The sequence below is a fragment of the Bacillus sp. FSL P4-0334 genome, from assembly GCF_038004825.1.
In the GTDB taxonomy this organism is placed as follows: Bacteria; Bacillota; Bacilli; order Bacillales; family Bacillaceae; genus Bacillus; species Bacillus velezensis.
In genome coordinates this window covers 4,020,560-4,038,970 of record NZ_JBBORX010000001.1, presented here as the reverse complement: position 1 = coordinate 4,038,970, position 18,411 = coordinate 4,020,560, and the positions used below count along the sequence as shown (strand labels likewise).

The 18,411-nt window shown below is 44.1% G+C and carries 16 protein-coding genes; 13 read left to right on the top strand and 3 right to left on the bottom strand.

The features are described 5' to 3' along the window. Positions 1-31 precede the first annotated feature (31 nt). Entirely contained in the window at positions 32-1,789 is a 1,758-nt protein-coding gene (pyk, locus tag NSQ37_RS20300) for a pyruvate kinase (RefSeq protein WP_332286165.1), read from the top strand. A 109-nt stretch (positions 1,790-1,898) separates the two neighbouring features. Next, the gene (locus tag NSQ37_RS20295) at positions 1,899-2,282 is read left to right on the top strand and encodes an FxsA family protein (protein ID WP_012118168.1); all 384 of its coding nucleotides are present in this window, start codon (positions 1,899-1,901) and stop codon (positions 2,280-2,282) included. A gap of 31 nt (positions 2,283-2,313) precedes the next feature. Here NSQ37_RS20295 and ytvI read toward each other — a convergent pair whose 3' ends face one another. Next, complete coding sequence (gene ytvI / locus NSQ37_RS20290; RefSeq protein ID WP_012118167.1) at positions 2,314-3,429, bottom strand: sporulation integral membrane protein YtvI; 1,116 nt, start codon at positions 3,427-3,429, stop codon at positions 2,314-2,316. A gap of 96 nt (positions 3,430-3,525) precedes the next feature. Between ytvI and NSQ37_RS20285 the strand changes: the two genes are divergently transcribed. From NSQ37_RS20285 to NSQ37_RS20275, 3 genes are all read left to right on the top strand, one after another. Further along, positions 3,526-3,990, top strand: coding sequence for a DUF441 domain-containing protein (locus NSQ37_RS20285; protein ID WP_003152447.1), 465 nt, complete (start codon positions 3,526-3,528; stop codon positions 3,988-3,990). 404 nt (positions 3,991-4,394) lie between these two features. After that, positions 4,395-4,805, top strand: a complete 411-nt coding sequence (locus NSQ37_RS20280; protein WP_015240369.1) for a YjdF family protein — start codon at positions 4,395-4,397, stop codon at positions 4,803-4,805. 348 nt (positions 4,806-5,153) lie between these two features. After that, on the top strand, positions 5,154-5,573 hold the full coding sequence (locus tag NSQ37_RS20275; RefSeq protein ID WP_032871707.1) for a hypothetical protein: 420 nt from the start codon (positions 5,154-5,156) through the stop codon (positions 5,571-5,573). A gap of 289 nt (positions 5,574-5,862) precedes the next feature. On the opposite strand, the gene NSQ37_RS20270 is transcribed toward NSQ37_RS20275, so the two are convergent. Together NSQ37_RS20270 and NSQ37_RS20265 are read right to left on the bottom strand one after the other, a co-directional pair. Then, the gene (locus NSQ37_RS20270; RefSeq protein ID WP_253612805.1) at positions 5,863-6,801 is read right to left on the bottom strand and encodes a hypothetical protein; all 939 of its coding nucleotides are present in this window, start codon (positions 6,799-6,801) and stop codon (positions 5,863-5,865) included. 13 nt (positions 6,802-6,814) lie between these two features. Next, positions 6,815-7,336, bottom strand: coding sequence for a hypothetical protein (locus NSQ37_RS20265; RefSeq protein WP_218791317.1), 522 nt, complete (start codon positions 7,334-7,336; stop codon positions 6,815-6,817). 286 nt (positions 7,337-7,622) lie between these two features. Here NSQ37_RS20265 and NSQ37_RS20260 point away from each other — a divergent pair, with 286 nt between their 5' ends. From NSQ37_RS20260 to polA, 8 genes are all read left to right on the top strand, one after another. Beyond that, positions 7,623-8,735: a response regulator aspartate phosphatase gene (locus NSQ37_RS20260; RefSeq protein WP_025285096.1), complete on the top strand. Its 1,113-nt coding sequence runs from the start codon at positions 7,623-7,625 to the stop codon at positions 8,733-8,735. Continuing rightward, positions 8,736-8,885: a PhrK family phosphatase-inhibitory pheromone gene (locus NSQ37_RS20255; protein WP_164463356.1), complete on the top strand. Its 150-nt coding sequence runs from the start codon at positions 8,736-8,738 to the stop codon at positions 8,883-8,885. Between the two features lie 437 nt (positions 8,886-9,322). Next, complete coding sequence (gene citZ / locus NSQ37_RS20250) at positions 9,323-10,441, top strand: citrate synthase (RefSeq protein ID WP_003152453.1); 1,119 nt, start codon at positions 9,323-9,325, stop codon at positions 10,439-10,441. Between the two features lie 160 nt (positions 10,442-10,601). Further along, positions 10,602-11,873, top strand: a complete 1,272-nt coding sequence (gene icd, locus NSQ37_RS20245; protein ID WP_007408075.1) for an NADP-dependent isocitrate dehydrogenase — start codon at positions 10,602-10,604, stop codon at positions 11,871-11,873. A 45-nt stretch (positions 11,874-11,918) separates the two neighbouring features. After that, the gene (gene mdh, locus NSQ37_RS20240; RefSeq protein WP_003152455.1) at positions 11,919-12,857 is read left to right on the top strand and encodes a malate dehydrogenase; all 939 of its coding nucleotides are present in this window, start codon (positions 11,919-11,921) and stop codon (positions 12,855-12,857) included. A gap of 215 nt (positions 12,858-13,072) precedes the next feature. Continuing rightward, positions 13,073-13,792 (top strand): response regulator transcription factor, encoded by a 720-nt coding sequence (locus NSQ37_RS20235; protein ID WP_003152457.1) that lies wholly within the window; start codon positions 13,073-13,075, stop codon positions 13,790-13,792. Then, the gene (gene pnpS / locus NSQ37_RS20230) at positions 13,785-15,524 is read left to right on the top strand and encodes a two-component system histidine kinase PnpS (RefSeq protein WP_076425094.1); all 1,740 of its coding nucleotides are present in this window, start codon (positions 13,785-13,787) and stop codon (positions 15,522-15,524) included. Before NSQ37_RS20235 ends, pnpS begins: the two co-directional genes overlap by 8 nt. Before the next feature lie 246 nt (positions 15,525-15,770). Further along, positions 15,771-18,410 carry a DNA polymerase I gene (gene polA / locus NSQ37_RS20225; protein ID WP_032871711.1) on the top strand — a complete coding sequence of 880 codons (2,640 nt, stop codon included), beginning with the start codon at positions 15,771-15,773 and terminating at the stop codon, positions 18,408-18,410. Position 18,411 lies beyond the last annotated feature (1 nt).

Genomic DNA, 18,411 nt, shown 5'->3' with positions numbered 1-18,411 from the left:
AAGCTGAAGATTTCAGAAGGAAGTGAACGAGTTGAAAAAAACAAAAATCGTTTGTACAATCGGTCCGGCCAGTGAAAGTGTAGAAATGCTGACAAAATTGATGGAAGCGGGTATGAACGTTGCTCGTCTGAATTTTTCACACGGTGATTTCGAAGAGCACGGCGCAAGAATCAAAAACATCAGAGAAGCAAGCAAAAAGCTCGGCAAAAACGTGGGGATTCTCCTCGATACGAAAGGTCCGGAAATCCGCACGCACGATATGGAAAACGGCGCGCTTGAGCTTCAGGCGGGAAATGAAATTATCGTTTCTACGAAACAGGTGCTGGGAACGCTTGGAAAATTCTCAGTTTCTTATGAAGGCCTGGCAGACGACGTGTCAGCAGGGTCTATCATCCTGTTGGATGACGGTTTAATCGGATTGGAAGTGCTAGAATCAAATCCGGAAAAACACGAAATCAAAACAAAAATCTTAAACAGCGGCACGCTGAAAAATAAAAAAGGCGTAAACGTTCCCGGCGTCAGCGTCAACCTTCCCGGAATTACTGAAAAAGACGCCAAAGACATCGTATTCGGTATCGAGCAAGGCGTTGATTTCATCGCTGCGTCATTTGTACGCCGTTCTACGGATGTCCTTGAAATCCGCGAACTGCTTGAAGAGCATAACGCGTCTGACATTCAAATCATTCCTAAGATCGAGAACCAGGAAGGCGTGGACAACCTGGACGCGATCCTGGAAGTATCTGACGGCTTAATGGTAGCGCGCGGAGACCTCGGCGTAGAGATTCCGGCCGAAGAAGTGCCGCTCGTGCAAAAAGAAATGATCAAAAAATGCAACGCGCTCGGCAAACCGGTTATTACTGCGACACAAATGCTTGACAGCATGCAGCGCAACCCTCGTCCGACACGCGCTGAAGCAAGTGACGTTGCCAACGCCATTTTCGACGGCACAGACGCTATCATGCTTTCCGGTGAGACGGCTGCGGGACAATATCCTGTCGAGGCGGTTCAAACAATGTTTAACATCGCCACACGCACGGAAGAATCTCTGAACTACAAAGAAATTCTGTCTAAACGCAGAGATCAGGTCGGCATGACGATTACCGATGCGATCGGCCAATCAGTTGCGCACACGGCGATCAATCTGAGTGCGGCAGCTATCGTTACCCCTACAGAAAGCGGCCATACGGCGCGTATGATCGCGAAATACCGTCCGCAGGCTCCGATTGTAGCCGTTACGGTTAATGAGTCTGTATCACGCAAACTCGGTCTTGTATTCGGTGTATTCCCGGCAAGCGGCCAAAACGCGAATTCAACCGATGAAATGCTTGAAGACGCGGTTCAAAAATCACTTGACAGCGGCATCGTGAAACGCGGTGATCTGATTGTCATTACAGCAGGTTCTGTCGGTGAATCAGGCACGACGAATCTGATGAAAGTCCACACTGTCGGCAGCGTTATCGCGAAAGGGCAAGGCATCGGACGCAAATCTGCATTCGGTCCGGTCGTTGTTGCAAAAAATGCGAAAGAAGCTGAACAAAAAATGACAGACGGCGCAGTATTGGTTGCTTCAAGCACTGACCGCGACATGATCGCTTCACTTGAAAAAGCATCAGCGCTCATCACTGAAGAAGGCGGTCTGACAAGCCATGCAGCCGTTGTCGGTTTAAGCTTGGGCATTCCGGTTATCGTCGGTCTGGAGAACGCAACTTCAGTTTTAACAGAAGGACAGGTTATCACAGTTGACGCTGCCCGCGGCGCTGTGTATGAAGGCCGCGCAAGCGTTCTTTAAACAGCTTTAAAAAAGAGAGGGGGTTCTCCCTTCTCTTTTGTCTTTAGGTTTATTTTCCTATTCCCATGCGGGCGGTGACGCGCTTTTAGAAGGGCAGGAGGGCAGAAAAATGAGAGTGTTATTCTTACTGTTTATCGTGTGTCCGGCAATTGAAATCGGTTTGTTTCTGCTGGCGGGAAAATGGCTCGGTATTTTTCCGACCTTCCTTCTCATCATTTTGACAGGCGTGTTAGGCGCCTTGGTGGCAAAAAGACAGGGAACCGATGTGTATCATCGGGTGATGCGCGACCTGCAGCACGGCAAAATGCCGGGGGAAGCGCTTCTTGACGGAATATGCGTCTTTTTCGGAGGCCTGCTTTTGATGCTTCCGGGTTTTCTGTCCGATATTGCAGGGGCCTGTCTTCTGATTCCGTTCACTCGGAACCGCATGAAGCCGCTTTTGTTCAAATGGCTGAGAGGAATGTCAAAAAACAAGCGGATCATTATCAAATAAAAACGGCAGCCTTCTTACAGGGCTGCTGTTTTTATTTGGACTGAACAGTAATATAGGCCCATATTTCTTTTAAAGCGCCCGTTGTGATAAAGGCCTGAATGAAAACGAGCAGCGCGGGCCCCGCAGCCAGTCCTAAAATTCCGAACAATTTAAAGCCGGCAAACAGAGCGATTAAGGTCGCAAGCGGATCAAGTCCGATTGACTTGCTTAAAATTTTCGGCTCCGTCAGCTGGCGCTGGATAAGAACCACAATATATAAAACACCGAGACCGATCGCTTGAGGAAGCTGACCGGCAATGGCCAAATACATAATCCAGGGAACAAAGACCGATCCGGCGCCGAGATACGGGAGCAGGTCCACCAGGCCGATAAAAAAGGCGATGGTTGCCGCATGCTCAATCCCTAAAAGAAAAAGTCCGATAAAGACAATGATCATCGTGAAAAGTATGAGCACGGCCTGCGCCTTAATGAAACCTGCCATCGCTTTTTTCAGCTCTCCCGATACGGCCTTGGCGTTTGCCGAAACCCGTTCCGGAAGAATGGAATAAAGCAGCGCCTTCAGCTTATGCCAGTCCTTTGTCATAAAAAAAGTCGCCAGCATTGCGAAAATGAAGACGGCAGCTGTATTGGGAAGGAAGGCAATCCATTTCGGCACCAGCTCCAAAAGATGTGAAAGCATCAGCCCCGCATTTTTAGCGGCTGTATCACCGAGGGTCTGAATATGCGTCACGATGGATGCCTGCTGATTGGTTTCAAGCCCGTTAAATAAGACGGTCAGCTCGTGGTACAATGGCTGAATGCGGGAAGTGAACAGCTCTTCGCAATACGTCATAAAGGCGCTGATATGGGGAGGGAGCGTTTTGGCCAGATAGGCGGTTCCCGAAATGATTTCCGCAACGAGAAATGTCGCCGCGCCGAGAAGAATAAGCAAAAAGAAGACCAGGACAATGACTGTATTGACTGATCGGGGCATCCCCGTCAGTTTGTCCAGCCAGTCAACTACGGGAATGATCGCTGATGACAGAATAAGGGCGATCAGAAACGGATAAGTTAACGGAAATGAGGCGTAACCGGCCGCTAAAGCGCCGCCGGCCGCAGCGAGTACAAACAGCGCGCGGAAAAAAACAGTTGCATAGTGCGGATTCACATCGATCCTCCTCTCGATGGCACGTCCTATTACATTAGTTTATTCGTCAAAAAAAAGGATATGAATACAGATATGATGAAAGAGGGTGCTTTCAGGATGTTTACACAGGCGAATTTATTTTTACTATTATTGCTGGCCATCGCATTGGTAGCCAAAAATCAGTCATTGCTTTTTGCCGTCGGCTTTCTCATTGTGATAAAAGCTGTCGGTCTTGATCAGAAACTATTTCCGGTTATTCAGTCAAAAGGCATCAACTGGGGGGTCACCGTCATTACAATCGCCGTTTTAGTGCCGATTGCCACAGGTGATATCGGTTTTAAACAGCTCGGAGAAGCGATGAAATCATATTATGCGTGGATCGCTCTCGGTGCCGGGATCGCGGTTGCCTTAATCGCCAAAAACGGTCTCACCTTATTGGAAAACGACCCTCATATTACAACGGCGCTGGTCATCGGCACGATACTTGCCGTCGCGCTTTTCGGAGGCGTCGCCGTAGGCCCGTTAATCGGCGCCGGAATCGCCTACTTGGCCATGCAAATCGTTAAAATATTCACTTCGTAAAGTAAAAAAGCGGCGTAAAGCTGCTTTTTTTGTGGAGAAAATTAGAGTTTGCACTTGCGCATTTTGTAGTTCAGACAAATGCCATTTGCATTATTCCGATGAATGAAGCGGCTTATCATGTAACAAAGAACTTCGGGATTGACGGCGCACATGGAGCGAAAACAGCGATAGTAGATTAAAAGCTGATGGGATTTATGGGCCTGCCTGATACCAAAGCAAAACTTGAAGTGTTGTCAAAATAAGCGGAGACCCTTTCCTTCAATTTGAAAGTTTGTTAAATTTATAATGAGAATGAAAAAACACAATTCGGTTGGTAGTCCGGATGCATGATTTAAAATGTCAGTAACCTTCCCCTCCTCGGGATGTCCATCATTCTTCAGTAAATTTAGGAGGAGGGAATCGTTATGAAATTAACGGTTTACTACGATGGTCAGTTTTGGGTAGGAGTCATTGAAGTTGTGAATGATGGGAAATTAAGAGCAATTCGTCATTTGTTTGGACAAGAGCCAAAGGATTCAGAAATAATGCATTTTGTTAATAATCAACTTTTACAGACTCTCTCCCACACTGAACAAGAAGGGGTTTGTGTTAAAGCAAAATCTAAGAAATTAAACCCAAAAAGATTGCAGCGACAAGCTTCTAAAGAGATGAAAAATATCGGGATATCAACTAAGGCACAAAAAGCGATAAAACAGGAGCTTGAAGCAAGAAAAGAAAAGAAAAAACAACTGAATAGAAAACAAAGAGAAAAAATAAAGGAACAAAAATATTTAATCAGAAAACAAAAAGCAAAAGAAAAGCATAGGGGAAAATAGTTGGAGAGCCCGATGAAGCCCTTCGATTGAAAAGTTGAGCGGCATCAGTTAGTTTCTTCGGACTGATTTAGAGAAAAAAAGTATAAGTCAGAGCCCTTCTCGAGATGAGGAGGGTTTTTCTGCCATTTATTTAAAATCACTTACATCAGTAAATGAGTCAGTTTCAATTGATGAACGGTTTGATAAGGATATTTACAGCTGAGTACAAAAGCGAAAATCTTGTCTTAGCTGAAGTAATAATAACCTCTCTCTTTTATGAAGGGAGAAGACTTTTCGAAGTTATTAGATATTCAAGATGTAATAAAAAATAAAGGAATGCAAATGTTAAAGTGAAGGGAGATGATTACTATGAAAAAAATAATTGTATTGGTGATCTTATGTTTTTCGTTAAGCTCTATCACAGTGGCTGCTGCTAAACAAGAACACGGCCAGAACCCAAAAGTTTCTCAGGAGCTATTTGGTGTTTTTATGCATGAGCTTTTCTGTAAAAATATATTAGACAGTGCCCGTGAATTCTATAAGGATGACACACTCTCTGTTACCACTAAAGGAGGCGTTAAATTATCCGAAGAAAAAGAAGGCAGGTATATAGTGAAGTTCATAATTATCCCTCATTCAAAGCTTCTGGGTAAAAAAGGCAAGATTTCAGGAACCGATACATTGACTTTCAGAGTAGACCCCTTCCTTTTGGGTTCTGGTTCAAGGGACAGAAATTCAGCAGTTACATTCCTGCATTTAAAGCATAACAACTCCACAAGGCAAAATTGATAAAACAGGATACTCTACATAGGATGTCCTCTTTTGGTAAAAAGGTTCCTGTCTATCACGAATAAACAGAGCAGATGCGAATTTACGGGCCGAGTACGAAAGCGAAACTGAAATCATTATTGAAATGAAAAAATCCCCCGTTTTGGGGGATTACTTTTTCTTCTCTTCTAATAGTTGAATAATTCTTTGATTAGCCTGTTTTTGCGCTCTCAACAACGAAACAATATTCCCTGTGAAACCAATCAAAATGACAAGCAGAAAAATTATAATCCACACAAGGCCATACCCCCTAAGGTGTTATTACCGTCCTGAAAGTCGATTCACTTGTATTGTTTAGACCTTCATACATTGTACTTGTCTTGTATGGGGTTGGAAATAGGACAATTTGATAGTTTTCTTTATCTTCAACTTTCGGCATGTCAATTTCATATATATTTGTGGCATTCTCTTTAACACTGGTAAATGAAACAGGTTTCCCATTAACTGAGCTTTGTTCTGTCCCTGATAAGGCAACTAAGGCATAATCAAGATTCGTATCATGCGAATTAAAAATTTGCAAGTATGTTTTTTGGTTGCTTTTTGATTTGAATAGGATTTTATTTCCGGTTTGTTTTGACGTTAAAAATACTTGTTCGCCCGTTAATTCATCAGTTGTTTTTTGGGGTTTTAGGTCTTCTTTTTCATCCCGGCTTTTCCTGATGTAACGGAGAGTAAAGTTTTCCTGTAAACCTGATGCTATATCAAGGTTAGTGCTTTCTTGTTTGTAATCAGGCTCAGGAATAATAATGAAACTTAACTCGCTGAAATTAGAAGGCGGCTCAAATTCCAGCTTGATTTTTTTTACCGAATCTTTATCCATTTTGAATGTATAAGATTTTTTGTACCCTCCGTTATCTGCTTTGAAAGGAATTGTCTTGAAGTCTGAGAGGATAACCAATCCATATTTTCTTTTGTCATTAAAATAATGACTAAACGATAATACTTTTTTGTATCCCTTCCCATTTTTCTTTCCAATATCCAAAGAGTCTAAAATTTGCCCGTCCTCTTCATATAAACCGTATGAAACGGTGTCAGTGCCGGGGCCGGTCACATCTTCTTGTTCATCATTGTACTTTTCATCGTTTGTAACTGCAGAAGTCTGTTTGTTTTGATCTTTATTAAAAAAGTAAAGGGATGCGGCAACTGCCAAGATTACGAAGGGAACACAAATTAAAAGAATCTTTTTCATTCTCATTTATATTTTAAAGAACGTCTTTTATGTTCCATTTTTTCTGATGTGTAACAGTTTTATATTTTTTTCTCGCGTATTTGGAGTTGCCATATGCTTTCCCTTTACATCCATATCCCCCTGTTACTGTTCCCACAGCTTCGGCCCCGGCATAGTTTGAATTACTATTTGTGTCAGTTTTGCTTTTTGAAAGCGCGCCGTTATTATAGTACAATCGTGATTTTGCCTCGATTGTATTTATTCTCATTTTTGCGCTGGCCTTTGTCAGCATGGCGTAATTGCATGCGAAAAAGTCCAGTCCCTGTCTACGCTTTTTTAAATTCCAGTTGGTCTTATAATCAGGTTTTGACGCCATTACAGTATACGGGCTTTCGGTTGCTGTCTGAAGAATAGAGCCAGAACCTTGCGAACTGTCTTCAATCGTAATCCATTCTTCATCAGTATTAGATGTAGCAGAGGCGGTGTCTTGATAAGAAAGCAATGATCCGGAAGCTAAAGTAAAGGTAGCCAGGAAAGGTAAAACAAATTTTTTCATCTCAAAATCTCCTTTTTTGTTATTTTGTTACAGTGCCGATTATACAGGTCTATATTTTTTTATGAATGGGGAAAAACATCTGTAGATTCGACAATAGAGAGAAATAGTCCGCTATAATACCGTTCTGAAAAAGTGGGTCAATAGCCTTTTTTTGAAATTGCGCGATGTCGAAAGGGAAAATTGCGCGATGTCGAAAAAAACTCCTATTAATTACATTTTATGTTAAAAGTATGCTAGAATATTATTTGAGAAAATTTAGAATATTTGTAGAAAGAGGGGTTTATTGATGAGTAAACTGGCTTCTGAATGTGTTGCAAATATATTAAATGATTGGTATATCGCGATAAAACAACAAGACGCTGAGTCTGCTGAGAGATATTTTGAAGAGATCAAACCATTGTTTGATGAAATGGAAGAGGATCAGGAAGTTTTGATGTATTATTCTTTGTTGGAGGAAAGGCACAAAATGCTTTTGTATCAGGTGAAAGGGGAGGAGCTTCCGCCCCATTCATATTTTAATGAAAACCACGCTGATGAAATAAAAAAAACAGACCATATGATTGAATATTATTTCTTTCTATTTGAAGCGTTATATGAATCGCATAAAAGGAACTTTGAGAAAGCAATTACTTTATTCAAAATAGCAGAGAAAAAATTGAAGGATATACCCGATTGTATAGAGCGGGCTGAATTTTATTCGAAAGTGGCGTCTATGTATATGATGCTGCGGCAGAGTCTAATTTCTTTGAATTATATCAATGATGCGCTACAAATTTATAGAGAAAATGAAGGCTATAAACGAAAGCTCGCCACGTCTCTTATGATTGTTGGACAAAACTACACTGATTTAGGACTTTATGAAAAAGCGGAGGAAAGTTATTTAGAAGCAATCAGAATTTCGAGAGTTCTTCACGATTCACTTTTCACAGCTTTAATACATCATAATTTAAGTCTTACATATTCTGCAGCAAACCGCCCCCAAGACTGTATAAATGCCTTGAAAAAAGCCATCAGAAATAAAGAGTGGAGGGGCTCGGTATATTATATAAATTCCCTGTATATGTTTTTGAAAGAGCTTTATAAAATAGGGGATGTAAATAAAATGCCATATTATTATAAAAAGACAAAGGAATATTTTAAACGAAAAGAGAATAAGGTGTATGAGGCTAAAATAAATATTATTTACGGACTTCTGCAGCAGGATCAGAGGAAAAGCATTGAAACTTGTCGAGGTGGTATTTCTTACTTGTACGAAGTAAATGACCTTGATAGCGTTTTTGATCTTTCTTTGATTATTTCAGAACACTGTGAGAAGCATGGACTCTTTAAAGAGGCGCTTGAATTTTCTAAACATGCTATTTTAGCCGAGAAGAAAATGAAGCACCTGGAGGGATTATAATTGAAAAAAATTATTCTTTGTGCAGCCCTAACCTTTGTTACGTTAAGTGGTTTAGCTGTAGTCAAGATTAATCAAGCATCATCAGATGTTAAGATAACAGAGCGCCCGGTGGGTACTCTAAAATTAGCAGAGCGGCCAGTAGGCACATAAAAAAAGCCCCAGACAGGGCTTTTTTTTGCGCTCTTTCTGGCGTTCATTTGTGAATAACCCGGGTAGTGGTGCGTTGTCCTTTTAAACTCCCCTAAAACTCCCCCAATAAGAATACATGGTTTTACAAAGCGCCTGAAAGCAAGCGATTAAATTTATCAACGCAAAACCTTGATATATAGGGCTTTTAAAACATTTTTAGTTAAAAGTCTACAAATTAATCAGATTATTGTTTATAATAAGAATAGGCTTAAACTTAAATAAGCTTATAAGAATTTGTTATGTTCCTCTATAAGCATATCGGTTATGTAACCGCAATCAGTGAAATGTAAGCATTTTCTTAAAGGGGAAAGGGATTGTTTGCATGACTCATTTTAAGTAAGCCGTATGTTTTATATACTCTTTAAAGGGGAATTTTGATTGAAAAGGAGAGGTTGAATATGACAGCAACACGCGGTCTTGAAGGGGTTGTAGCAACAACATCATCTGTAAGCTCTATTATCGACGATACCCTTACATATGTAGGGTACGATATTGACGACTTGACAGAGAATGCAAGTTTTGAAGAAATCATTTATTTGCTGTGGCATCTGCGCCTGCCGAATAAAACGGAACTTGCTGAACTGAAAAAACAGCTTGCGAAAGAAGCTGCCGTTCCACAAGAAATCATTGAGCACTTCAAATCCTATCCCCTCAATAACGTACATCCAATGGCTGCGCTCCGGACGGCGATTTCATTACTCGGTCTGACTGACAGTGAAGCCGATGTCATGAATCCGGAAGCGAACTACAGAAAAGCCATCCGTCTGCAGGCGAAAGTGCCGGGCATTGTCGCCGCTTTCTCAAGAATCCGCAAAGGACTTGATCCTGTTGAACCGAAGGAAGAGTACGGAATCGCGGAGAACTTCCTTTACACCTTAAACGGTGAAGAGCCTTCTCCGATCGAAGTGGAAGCGTTTAACAAAGCGCTCATTCTTCATGCGGATCATGAGCTGAACGCATCAACATTTACGGCGAGAGTATGTGTCGCCACCTTATCCGATATTTACTCAGGCATCACTGCCGCCATCGGCGCTTTAAAAGGACCGCTTCACGGCGGAGCCAATGAAGCCGTCATGAAAATGCTGACAGAAATCGGCGAAGTGGAAAACGCCGAGCCTTATATCCGCAGCAAAATGGAGAAAAAGGAAAAAGTAATGGGCTTCGGACACCGTGTGTATAAGCATGGAGACCCGCGCGCCAAACACTTAAAAGAAATGAGCAAACGCCTGACGAATCTGACGGGTGAAAGCAAATGGTACGAGATGTCAATCCGTGTCGAAGAAATCGTAACGTCGGAGAAAAAACTCCCGCCTAACGTTGATTTCTATTCCGCATCTGTATACCACAGTCTCGGCATTGATCACGATCTGTTCACGCCGATCTTTGCGGTCAGCAGAATGTCAGGATGGATCGCCCATATTCTTGAACAGTACGATAACAACCGCCTCATCCGCCCGCGCGCTGATTACACGGGTCCGGATAAGCAGACTTTTGTTCCGATTGATGAAAGAGCCTGATCAAACGGGAGGCTGGTGATTTTCATGTCGTTAGCCTCTTGTTAATCAAGCCCGGATTGGTTTACAATTTTGATAGAATCTTGAGAAAAGTCATTTTATTTTCTATACAAGAAAAATAAAATGTTTTCTAAATATGAATTACATACTGGGAGGTAATATTGTGTCACAAGGTGAAAAAATTACAGTCTCTAATGGAGTATTAAACGTACCAAATAATCCGATTATCCCGTTTATTGAAGGCGACGGCACAGGCCCTGATATTTGGAACGCCGCTTCTAAAGTATTGGAAGCCGCTGTTGAAAAAGCATATAAAGGCGAGAAAAAAATCACGTGGAAAGAAGTTTATGCCGGTGAAAAGGCTTATAATAAAACAGGTGAGTGGCTTCCTGCCGAAACGCTGGAAGACATCAGAGAGTACTTCATCGCCATCAAAGGTCCTCTGACGACACCGGTCGGCGGCGGTATCCGTTCTCTGAACGTGGCGCTGAGACAGGAGCTTGATTTGTTTACGTGCCTGCGCCCTGTCAGATATTTCACGGGAGTGCCTTCTCCGGTCAAACGACCTGAAGATACGGATATGGTCATTTTCCGCGAGAATACGGAAGATATTTACGCCGGAATTGAGTATGCGAAAGGTTCTGAAGAGGTTGAAAAGCTGATCAGCTTCCTGCAAAATGAAATGGGTGTTAACAAAATCCGTTTCCCTGAAACGTCAGGAATCGGCATCAAACCTGTTTCTGAAGAAGGCACAAGCCGCTTAGTCAGAGCTGCCATTGAGTATGCGATCGAAAACGGCCGTAAGTCTGTCACGCTTGTCCACAAAGGAAACATCATGAAGTTCACTGAAGGGGCATTTAAAAACTGGGGCTACGAGCTTGCCGAAAGAGAATACGGAGATAAAGTATTCACTTGGGCTGAATATGACCGCATTGTCGAAAAAGACGGAAAAGAAGCGGCTGATAAAGCGCAGAGCGATGCGGAAGCGGCAGGAAAAATCATCGTCAAAGACAGCATCGCTGATATTTTCCTTCAGCAGATCTTAACCCGTCCGAGCGAATTCGACGTCGTGGCGACAATGAACTTAAACGGAGACTATATCTCTGATGCGCTTGCCGCTCAGGTAGGCGGAATCGGAATCGCGCCGGGAGCGAACATCAACTATGAAACAGGGCATGCGATATTCGAAGCGACTCACGGAACGGCTCCTAAGTATGCCGGCCTTGACAAAGTCAACCCGTCATCCGTCATCCTTTCAGGAGTGCTTCTTCTTGAACACCTGAACTGGAATGAGGCTGCCGACTTGATCATTAAATCTATGGAAAAAACGATTGCTTCAAAAGTAGTAACGTACGATTTTGCTAGATTAATGGACGGCGCAACTGAAGTGAAATGTTCAGAGTTTGGTGAAGAGCTAATTAAAAACATGGACTGAACCTAAAGCAGACTTCTAATGAAGCCAAAAAAGGAGAAGAGAATCATGGGAAAAACACGCAGTAAAGTTTCTGTTATCGGAGCAGGATTTACGGGAGCGACAACAGCCTTTCTGACAGCTCAAAAAGAGCTTGCGGACGTTGTGCTCGTTGATATTCCGCAATTAGAAAACCCGACAAAAGGAAAAGCGCTAGACATGCTCGAAGCAAGTCCGGTTCAAGGATTTGACGCGAAAATCACAGGCACGTCCAACTACGAGGACACAGCCGGTTCTGATATCGTCGTCATCACAGCCGGAATTGCGAGAAAACCGGGCATGAGCCGTGATGATCTCGTATCTACAAACGAAAAAATCATGAGAAGCGTCACACGTGAGATCGTGAAATATTCTCCTGACTGCATTATCGTTGTATTGACAAACCCTGTTGATGCGATGACATATGCGGTGTACAAAGAATCAGGCTTCCCGAAAGAACGCGTCATCGGACAATCCGGAGTGCTTGACACTGCGCGATTCAGAACATTCGTCGCTGAAGAATTAAACCTGTCTGTAAAAGATGTGACCGGTTTTGTTCTTGGCGGACATGGTGACGACATGGTTCCTCTCGTCCGTTATTCCTATGCGGGCGGCATTCCGCTTGAAACGCTTATCCCGAAAGACCGTCTTGATGCGATTGTAGAACGCACAAGAAAAGGCGGCGGGGAAATCGTCAACCTTCTCGGAAACGGAAGCGCCTACTACGCGCCTGCTGCATCACTGACTGAAATGGTAGAAGCCATTTTGAAAGATCAGCGCCGCGTGCTTCCGACCATCGCTTACTTAGAAGGCGAATACGGTCATGAAGGCATTTACTTAGGCGTACCGACGATTATCGGAGGAAACGGCCTAGAGCAAATCATCGAGCTTGAACTGACAGACTATGAAAAAGCGCAGCTGAGTAAATCAGTTGAATCTGTCAAAAACGTGATGAAAGTATTGTCATAAGAAAAAAGGGAAGGCTTCCGAATCAGAAGCCTTCCTCTTTTTACAATTAATGAAAGCGTTTTCTTTTTCCCTGAGCGATCCTTTCTCTGAAAATGATCAAAAAGGCGAATTGTCTGAACGGGCAGTATTGGATAAAATGAAATCATAAAGTGATATGCAGCACATAAAATAGAGAAAATTGGATGTCGGGGAAAATAGACAGCGGAGGGCGCAGCATGAACAAAAAAATTTTAGTTGTAGATGATGAACAATCTATCGTTACTCTTTTACAGTATAATCTGGAACGGTCCGGCTATGATGTCATTACCGCATCAGACGGTGAAGAGGCTCTGGAGCTGGCAGAGAATGAAAATCCGGATTTAATCGTACTGGATGTCATGCTGCCGAAAGTGGACGGAATCGACGTCTGTAAACAGCTCAGACAGCAGAAAATGATGGTTCCGATCTTGATGCTGACAGCAAAAGATGAGGAGTTTGATAAGGTGCTGGGACTGGAGCTCGGAGCGGATGATTACATGACAAAGCCGTTCAGTCCGCGGGAAGTCACTGCGCGGGTGAAAGCCATTTTAAGAAGGGCTGACATTTCTTCGCTGTCACAAGGCAGAGAAGAGGAAAAGGACGGGCAGATCCTCATCGGCGAGCTGAAAATTCTTCCGGAGCATTACGAAGCGTACTTCAAGTCAGAACAGCTGGAATTGACGCCTAAAGAATTTGAACTGCTTCTGTATTTGGGAAAACATAAGGGAAGAGTGCTGACGAGAGATCTTCTGCTGAGCGCGGTCTGGAACTATGATTTTGCCGGGGATACCCGGATTGTTGACGTTCATATCAGTCATCTGCGCGACAAAATCGAATCAAATACCAAAAAACCCATCTATATTAAAACAATCAGAGGTTTGGGGTATAAACTGGAGGAGCCAAAAATGAATGAATAAAGTCCGTGTGCGTCTGTTCGCTTTACTCGTTGTATGTATCATATTGGTTTTCAGTGTTCTCGGCCTTTTTTTACAGCAGCTTATTTCTTCATCCGCTGAAGAAAGAACGGCGGATCAGCTGAAAAAGGAATCGGTATACATAGCGGGCCTTCTTGACACCGGCCGAATCGGCAATAAAAGCAATGAAACGGTAATCCGTGACGCCGGCCGCACCCTCGGTATAAACGTCGCCGTGCTCAACGAGAAGGGTGACGCCGTATATCATTCCGGCAGTCATGCTGATGATTCAGCCGTAAAGGAGTTCATTTCTCACAATAAAAGCGAGGAAGCCGTACAGTCGAAAAGCAAAGTCATCCGCGGCACTGCCGTAAAAAATGACGCCGGGAAAATTGCGGGGTATGTACTCGTTTCCTCTGAGATCAACGGCGGTTCAAGCGTTACCGGAGAAATGTGGGGCATGCTGGCAGCAAGTCTTTGTACCGCTTTTATCATTATCGTTTTCTTTTATACAAACATGACGTCCCGTTACAAAAAATCAATCGACGCCGCGACAAAAGTGGCGACGGAGCTGTCCAAGGGGAATTATGACGCCCGCTCCTACAGCGGTTACGCAAGGCGGTCGGACCGTCTCGGGCGTGCGATGAACAGCCTGGCGGTCGATTTAATGGAAATGACGAGAACGCAGGATATGCAGCGCGATCGTCTGTTAACCGTCATTGAAAATATCGGATCTGGTTTGATTTTAATAGACGGGAGAGGTTTTATCAATCTCGTGAACCGGTCATACACGCAGCAGTTTCATACAAAGCCTGAACGTCTGCTTCGGCGTCTTTACCATGATGCGTTTGAACATGAGGAGATCATTCGGCTTGTCGAAGACATTTTTATGACGGAGACGAAAAAATGCCAGCTGCTCAGACTTCCCATCAACATTGAGCGGCGCTACTTTGAAGTTGACGGCGTTCCGATCATGGGGCCTGACGATGAATGGAAGGGCATCGTCCTCGTCTTTCACGATATGACGGAAATTAAAAAATTGGAGCAGATGAGAAAGGACTTCGTCGCCAATGTCTCCCATGAACTGAAAACACCGATCACCTCGATTAAAGGCTTTACGGAAACACTGTTAGACGGAGCGATGAAAGACGAAAAGGCGCTTTCAGACTTTCTGTCTATCATTCTGAAAGAAAGTGAGCGGCTCCAATCTCTCGTGCAGGATTTACTGGATTTATCCAAGATGGAGCAGCAAAACTTTACGATGCGCGTAGAGTCCTTTGACGCCGCAAAAATTCTGCATGAAATTGAAGCGCTTTTGCGGCATAAGGCTGAGGAAAAAGGCATCAGCTTTCAGCTCGATCTCCCGGAAGAGCCGATTTTTGTGACGGGTGATGCGCACAGGCTGAAGCAGGTGTTTTTGAATCTGGCGAACAATGCCCTGACCTACACGCCTGAAAAAGGGACGGTGGGGATTTCGGTACATGTGAAAGAAACCGTTGTCGATATCAAAGTGTCCGATACGGGAATCGGCATTCAGAAGGAAGAGATCCCGAGGATATTTGAGAGATTCTACCGCGTGGATAAAGACAGAAGCCGCAACTCGGGAGGAACCGGGCTCGGCCTCGCCATCGTGAAGCACTTAATAGAAGCCCATGAAGGTAAAATCGAGGTCACAAGCGAGCCGGGACAGGGGACTGTATTTACCGTGACGCTGAAGCGGCAGCCGGAAGCGTGACCAGCTTTACAAAGGATTAACAATTTCTTCATGACCTGTTAAACCTATCTTGTTAGGATATAACAGAACCCCTTCATCCAAGGAGCCAATTTTGACGGCGGGAACGTGTTTTCTTGTTCCCGTCCTTTTTTGCGTTTTCACGGGGTTCGCTCATTTTCCTTTCAAATTGAACTTTGTTAAAATAAGAGAAGCTGTGAGATTAAAAAATAGAGGAATGACGAGCTTTTGCTCTTAGGAGGATATTGAATGACGGAACGAAAAAAATTAGTGCTTGTCGACGGAAACAGTCTGGCGTACCGGGCGTTTTTTGCATTGCCGCTTTTAAGCAATGAAAAAGGCATCCATACAAATGCCGTATACGGGTTTGCGATGATTTTAATGAAAATGCTGGAAGATGAAAAGCCGACCCACATGCTGGTGGCTTTTGATGCGGGAAAAACCACTTTCCGCCACAGTACGTTTAAAGAATATAAAGGCGGAAGACAAAAAACGCCGCCGGAGCTTTCAGAACAGATGCCGTTCATCCGCGAGCTCCTTGATGCCTACAAAATCAGCCGCTACGAGCTTCCTGAATATGAAGCGGACGATATTATCGGCACCCTTGCCGTATCTGCTGAAAAAGAAGGCTTCGAAGTAAAGGTAGTTTCGGGGGACAAGGACTTAACCCAGCTTGCAACCGGGAAAACGACCGTTGCCATTACGAGAAAAGGCATTACCGACGTGGAAGATTACACGCCGGAGCACGTGCAAGAAAAGTACGGTCTGACCCCTTTGCAAATCATTGATATGAAGGGATTAATGGGGGATTCATCCGATAACATACCGGGCGTCCCCGGCGTCGGAGAAAAAACCGCGATTAAGCTTTTAAAGCAGTTCCATTCGGTTGAGAAACTGCTTGATTCCATTGATGAAGTCAGCGGAAAAAAATTAAAAGAAAAGCTTGAAGAATATAAGGAACAAGCCCTGATGAGCAAAGAGCTGGCGACGATTATGACAAATGCGCCGATTGAAGTCAAGCCCGAAGATTTAGATTACCAAGGGTTTGACCGTGAACAAGTTGTTGCCATTTTTAAAGACCTCGGTTTTAATACGCTTCTTGAGCGGCTCGGTGAAGAAAGCGGCGAAACGGCGGAAGAAAATTTTGAAGACATCAATGTTGAAACGGCAGAAGAAATCACTGAAGATATGCTCGTTTCGCCGTCCGCTTTGGTCGTCGAACAAATCGGTGATAACTATCACGAAGAACCGATCCTCGGCTTTTCCATCGTGAATGAAACAGGTCTTTATTATATTCCGAAAGAAATCGCCATTCAGTCTGAAGCTTTTAAATCTTGGGCTGAAGATGAATCGATGAAAAAGTGGGTGTTCGACAGCAAACGTTCAGTCGTCGCTTTGCGCTGGCAGGGAATTGAGCTGAAGGGAACGGAATTTGACGCGCTTCTTGCTGCCTACATTATAAACCCGGGCAATTCGTACGACGATGTCGCGAGCGTAGCGAAAGAATACGGGCTGAATATCGTTTCAAAAGATGAAGCGGTATACGGAAAAGGCGCAAAGCGCGCCGTTCCGGCTGAAAAAGAGCTTGCCGATCATCTCGCGCGGAAAGCGTCTGCCGTTAACAGCCTCCGTGACAAACTGCTGCACGCGCTGGAAGAAAATAATCAGCTTGAATTATATGAAGATCTCGAACTCCCGCTTGCGCTAATTCTCGGAGAAATGGAATCAATGGGCGTCAAAGTGGATGTTGAAAGACTGAAGCGAATGGGCGAAGAGCTCAAGGCAAAGCTGAAAGAATATGAAGAAAAAATCCATGACATCGCCGGTGAGCCGTTTAACATCAATTCACCAAAACAGCTCGGCGTCATTCTGTTTGAAAAGCTCGGCCTGCCGCCAGTAAAGAAAACAAAAACAGGCTATTCCACTTCAGCCGATGTGCTTGAGAAGCTCGCAGACAAACATGATATCGTCGCGCACATTCTGCAATACAGACAAATCGGCAAACTCCAATCGACTTATATTGAAGGGCTGCTGAAGGTCACGCGCAAGGATTCTCATAAGGTGCATACACGATTCAATCAGGCATTGACTCAAACCGGACGCCTCAGCTCAACGGATCCGAACCTGCAAAATATTCCGATCCGGCTGGAGGAAGGGCGGAAAATCCGTCAGGCTTTCGTACCGTCCGAACCGGACTGGCTTATTTTCGCCGCCGATTATTCACAAATTGAATTAAGGGTGCTTGCGCATATTTCAAAAGATGAAAATCTGATTGAAGCGTTTACGAATGACATGGACATTCACACAAAAACCGCCATGGACGTGTTTCATGTCAGTGAAGATGAAGTGACACAAGCGATGCGCCGCCAGGCAAAGGCCGTCAATTTCGGCATTGTTTACGGCATCAGTGATTACGGGCTGTCACAAAACCTCGGCATCACCCGGAAAGAAGCGGGCGCTTTTATAGACCGCTATTTGGAGAGCTTCCCGGGCGTTAAGGCGTATATGGAAGAATCGGTGCAGGAAGCGAAGCAAAAAGGATATGTCACGACCCTTATGCAGCGCCGCCGCTATATTCCTGAGCTGACCAGCCGCAACTTCAACCTGCGGAGCTTTGCGGAACGAACGGCCATGAATACGCCGATTCAGGGAAGCGCCGCCGATATTATTAAAAAAGCCATGATTGACATGGCAGCTGAGCTGAAAGAAAAAAACCTGAAGGCGCGACTGCTGCTTCAGGTGCACGATGAATTGATTTTTGAAGCGCCTAAGGAAGAAATTGAAATATTAGAGAAGCTGGTTCCTGAAGTGATGGAGCATGCTTTGGCATTAGACGTGCCGCTGAAGGCGGATTATGCTTCAGGGCCGTCTTGGTACGATGCAAAATAAA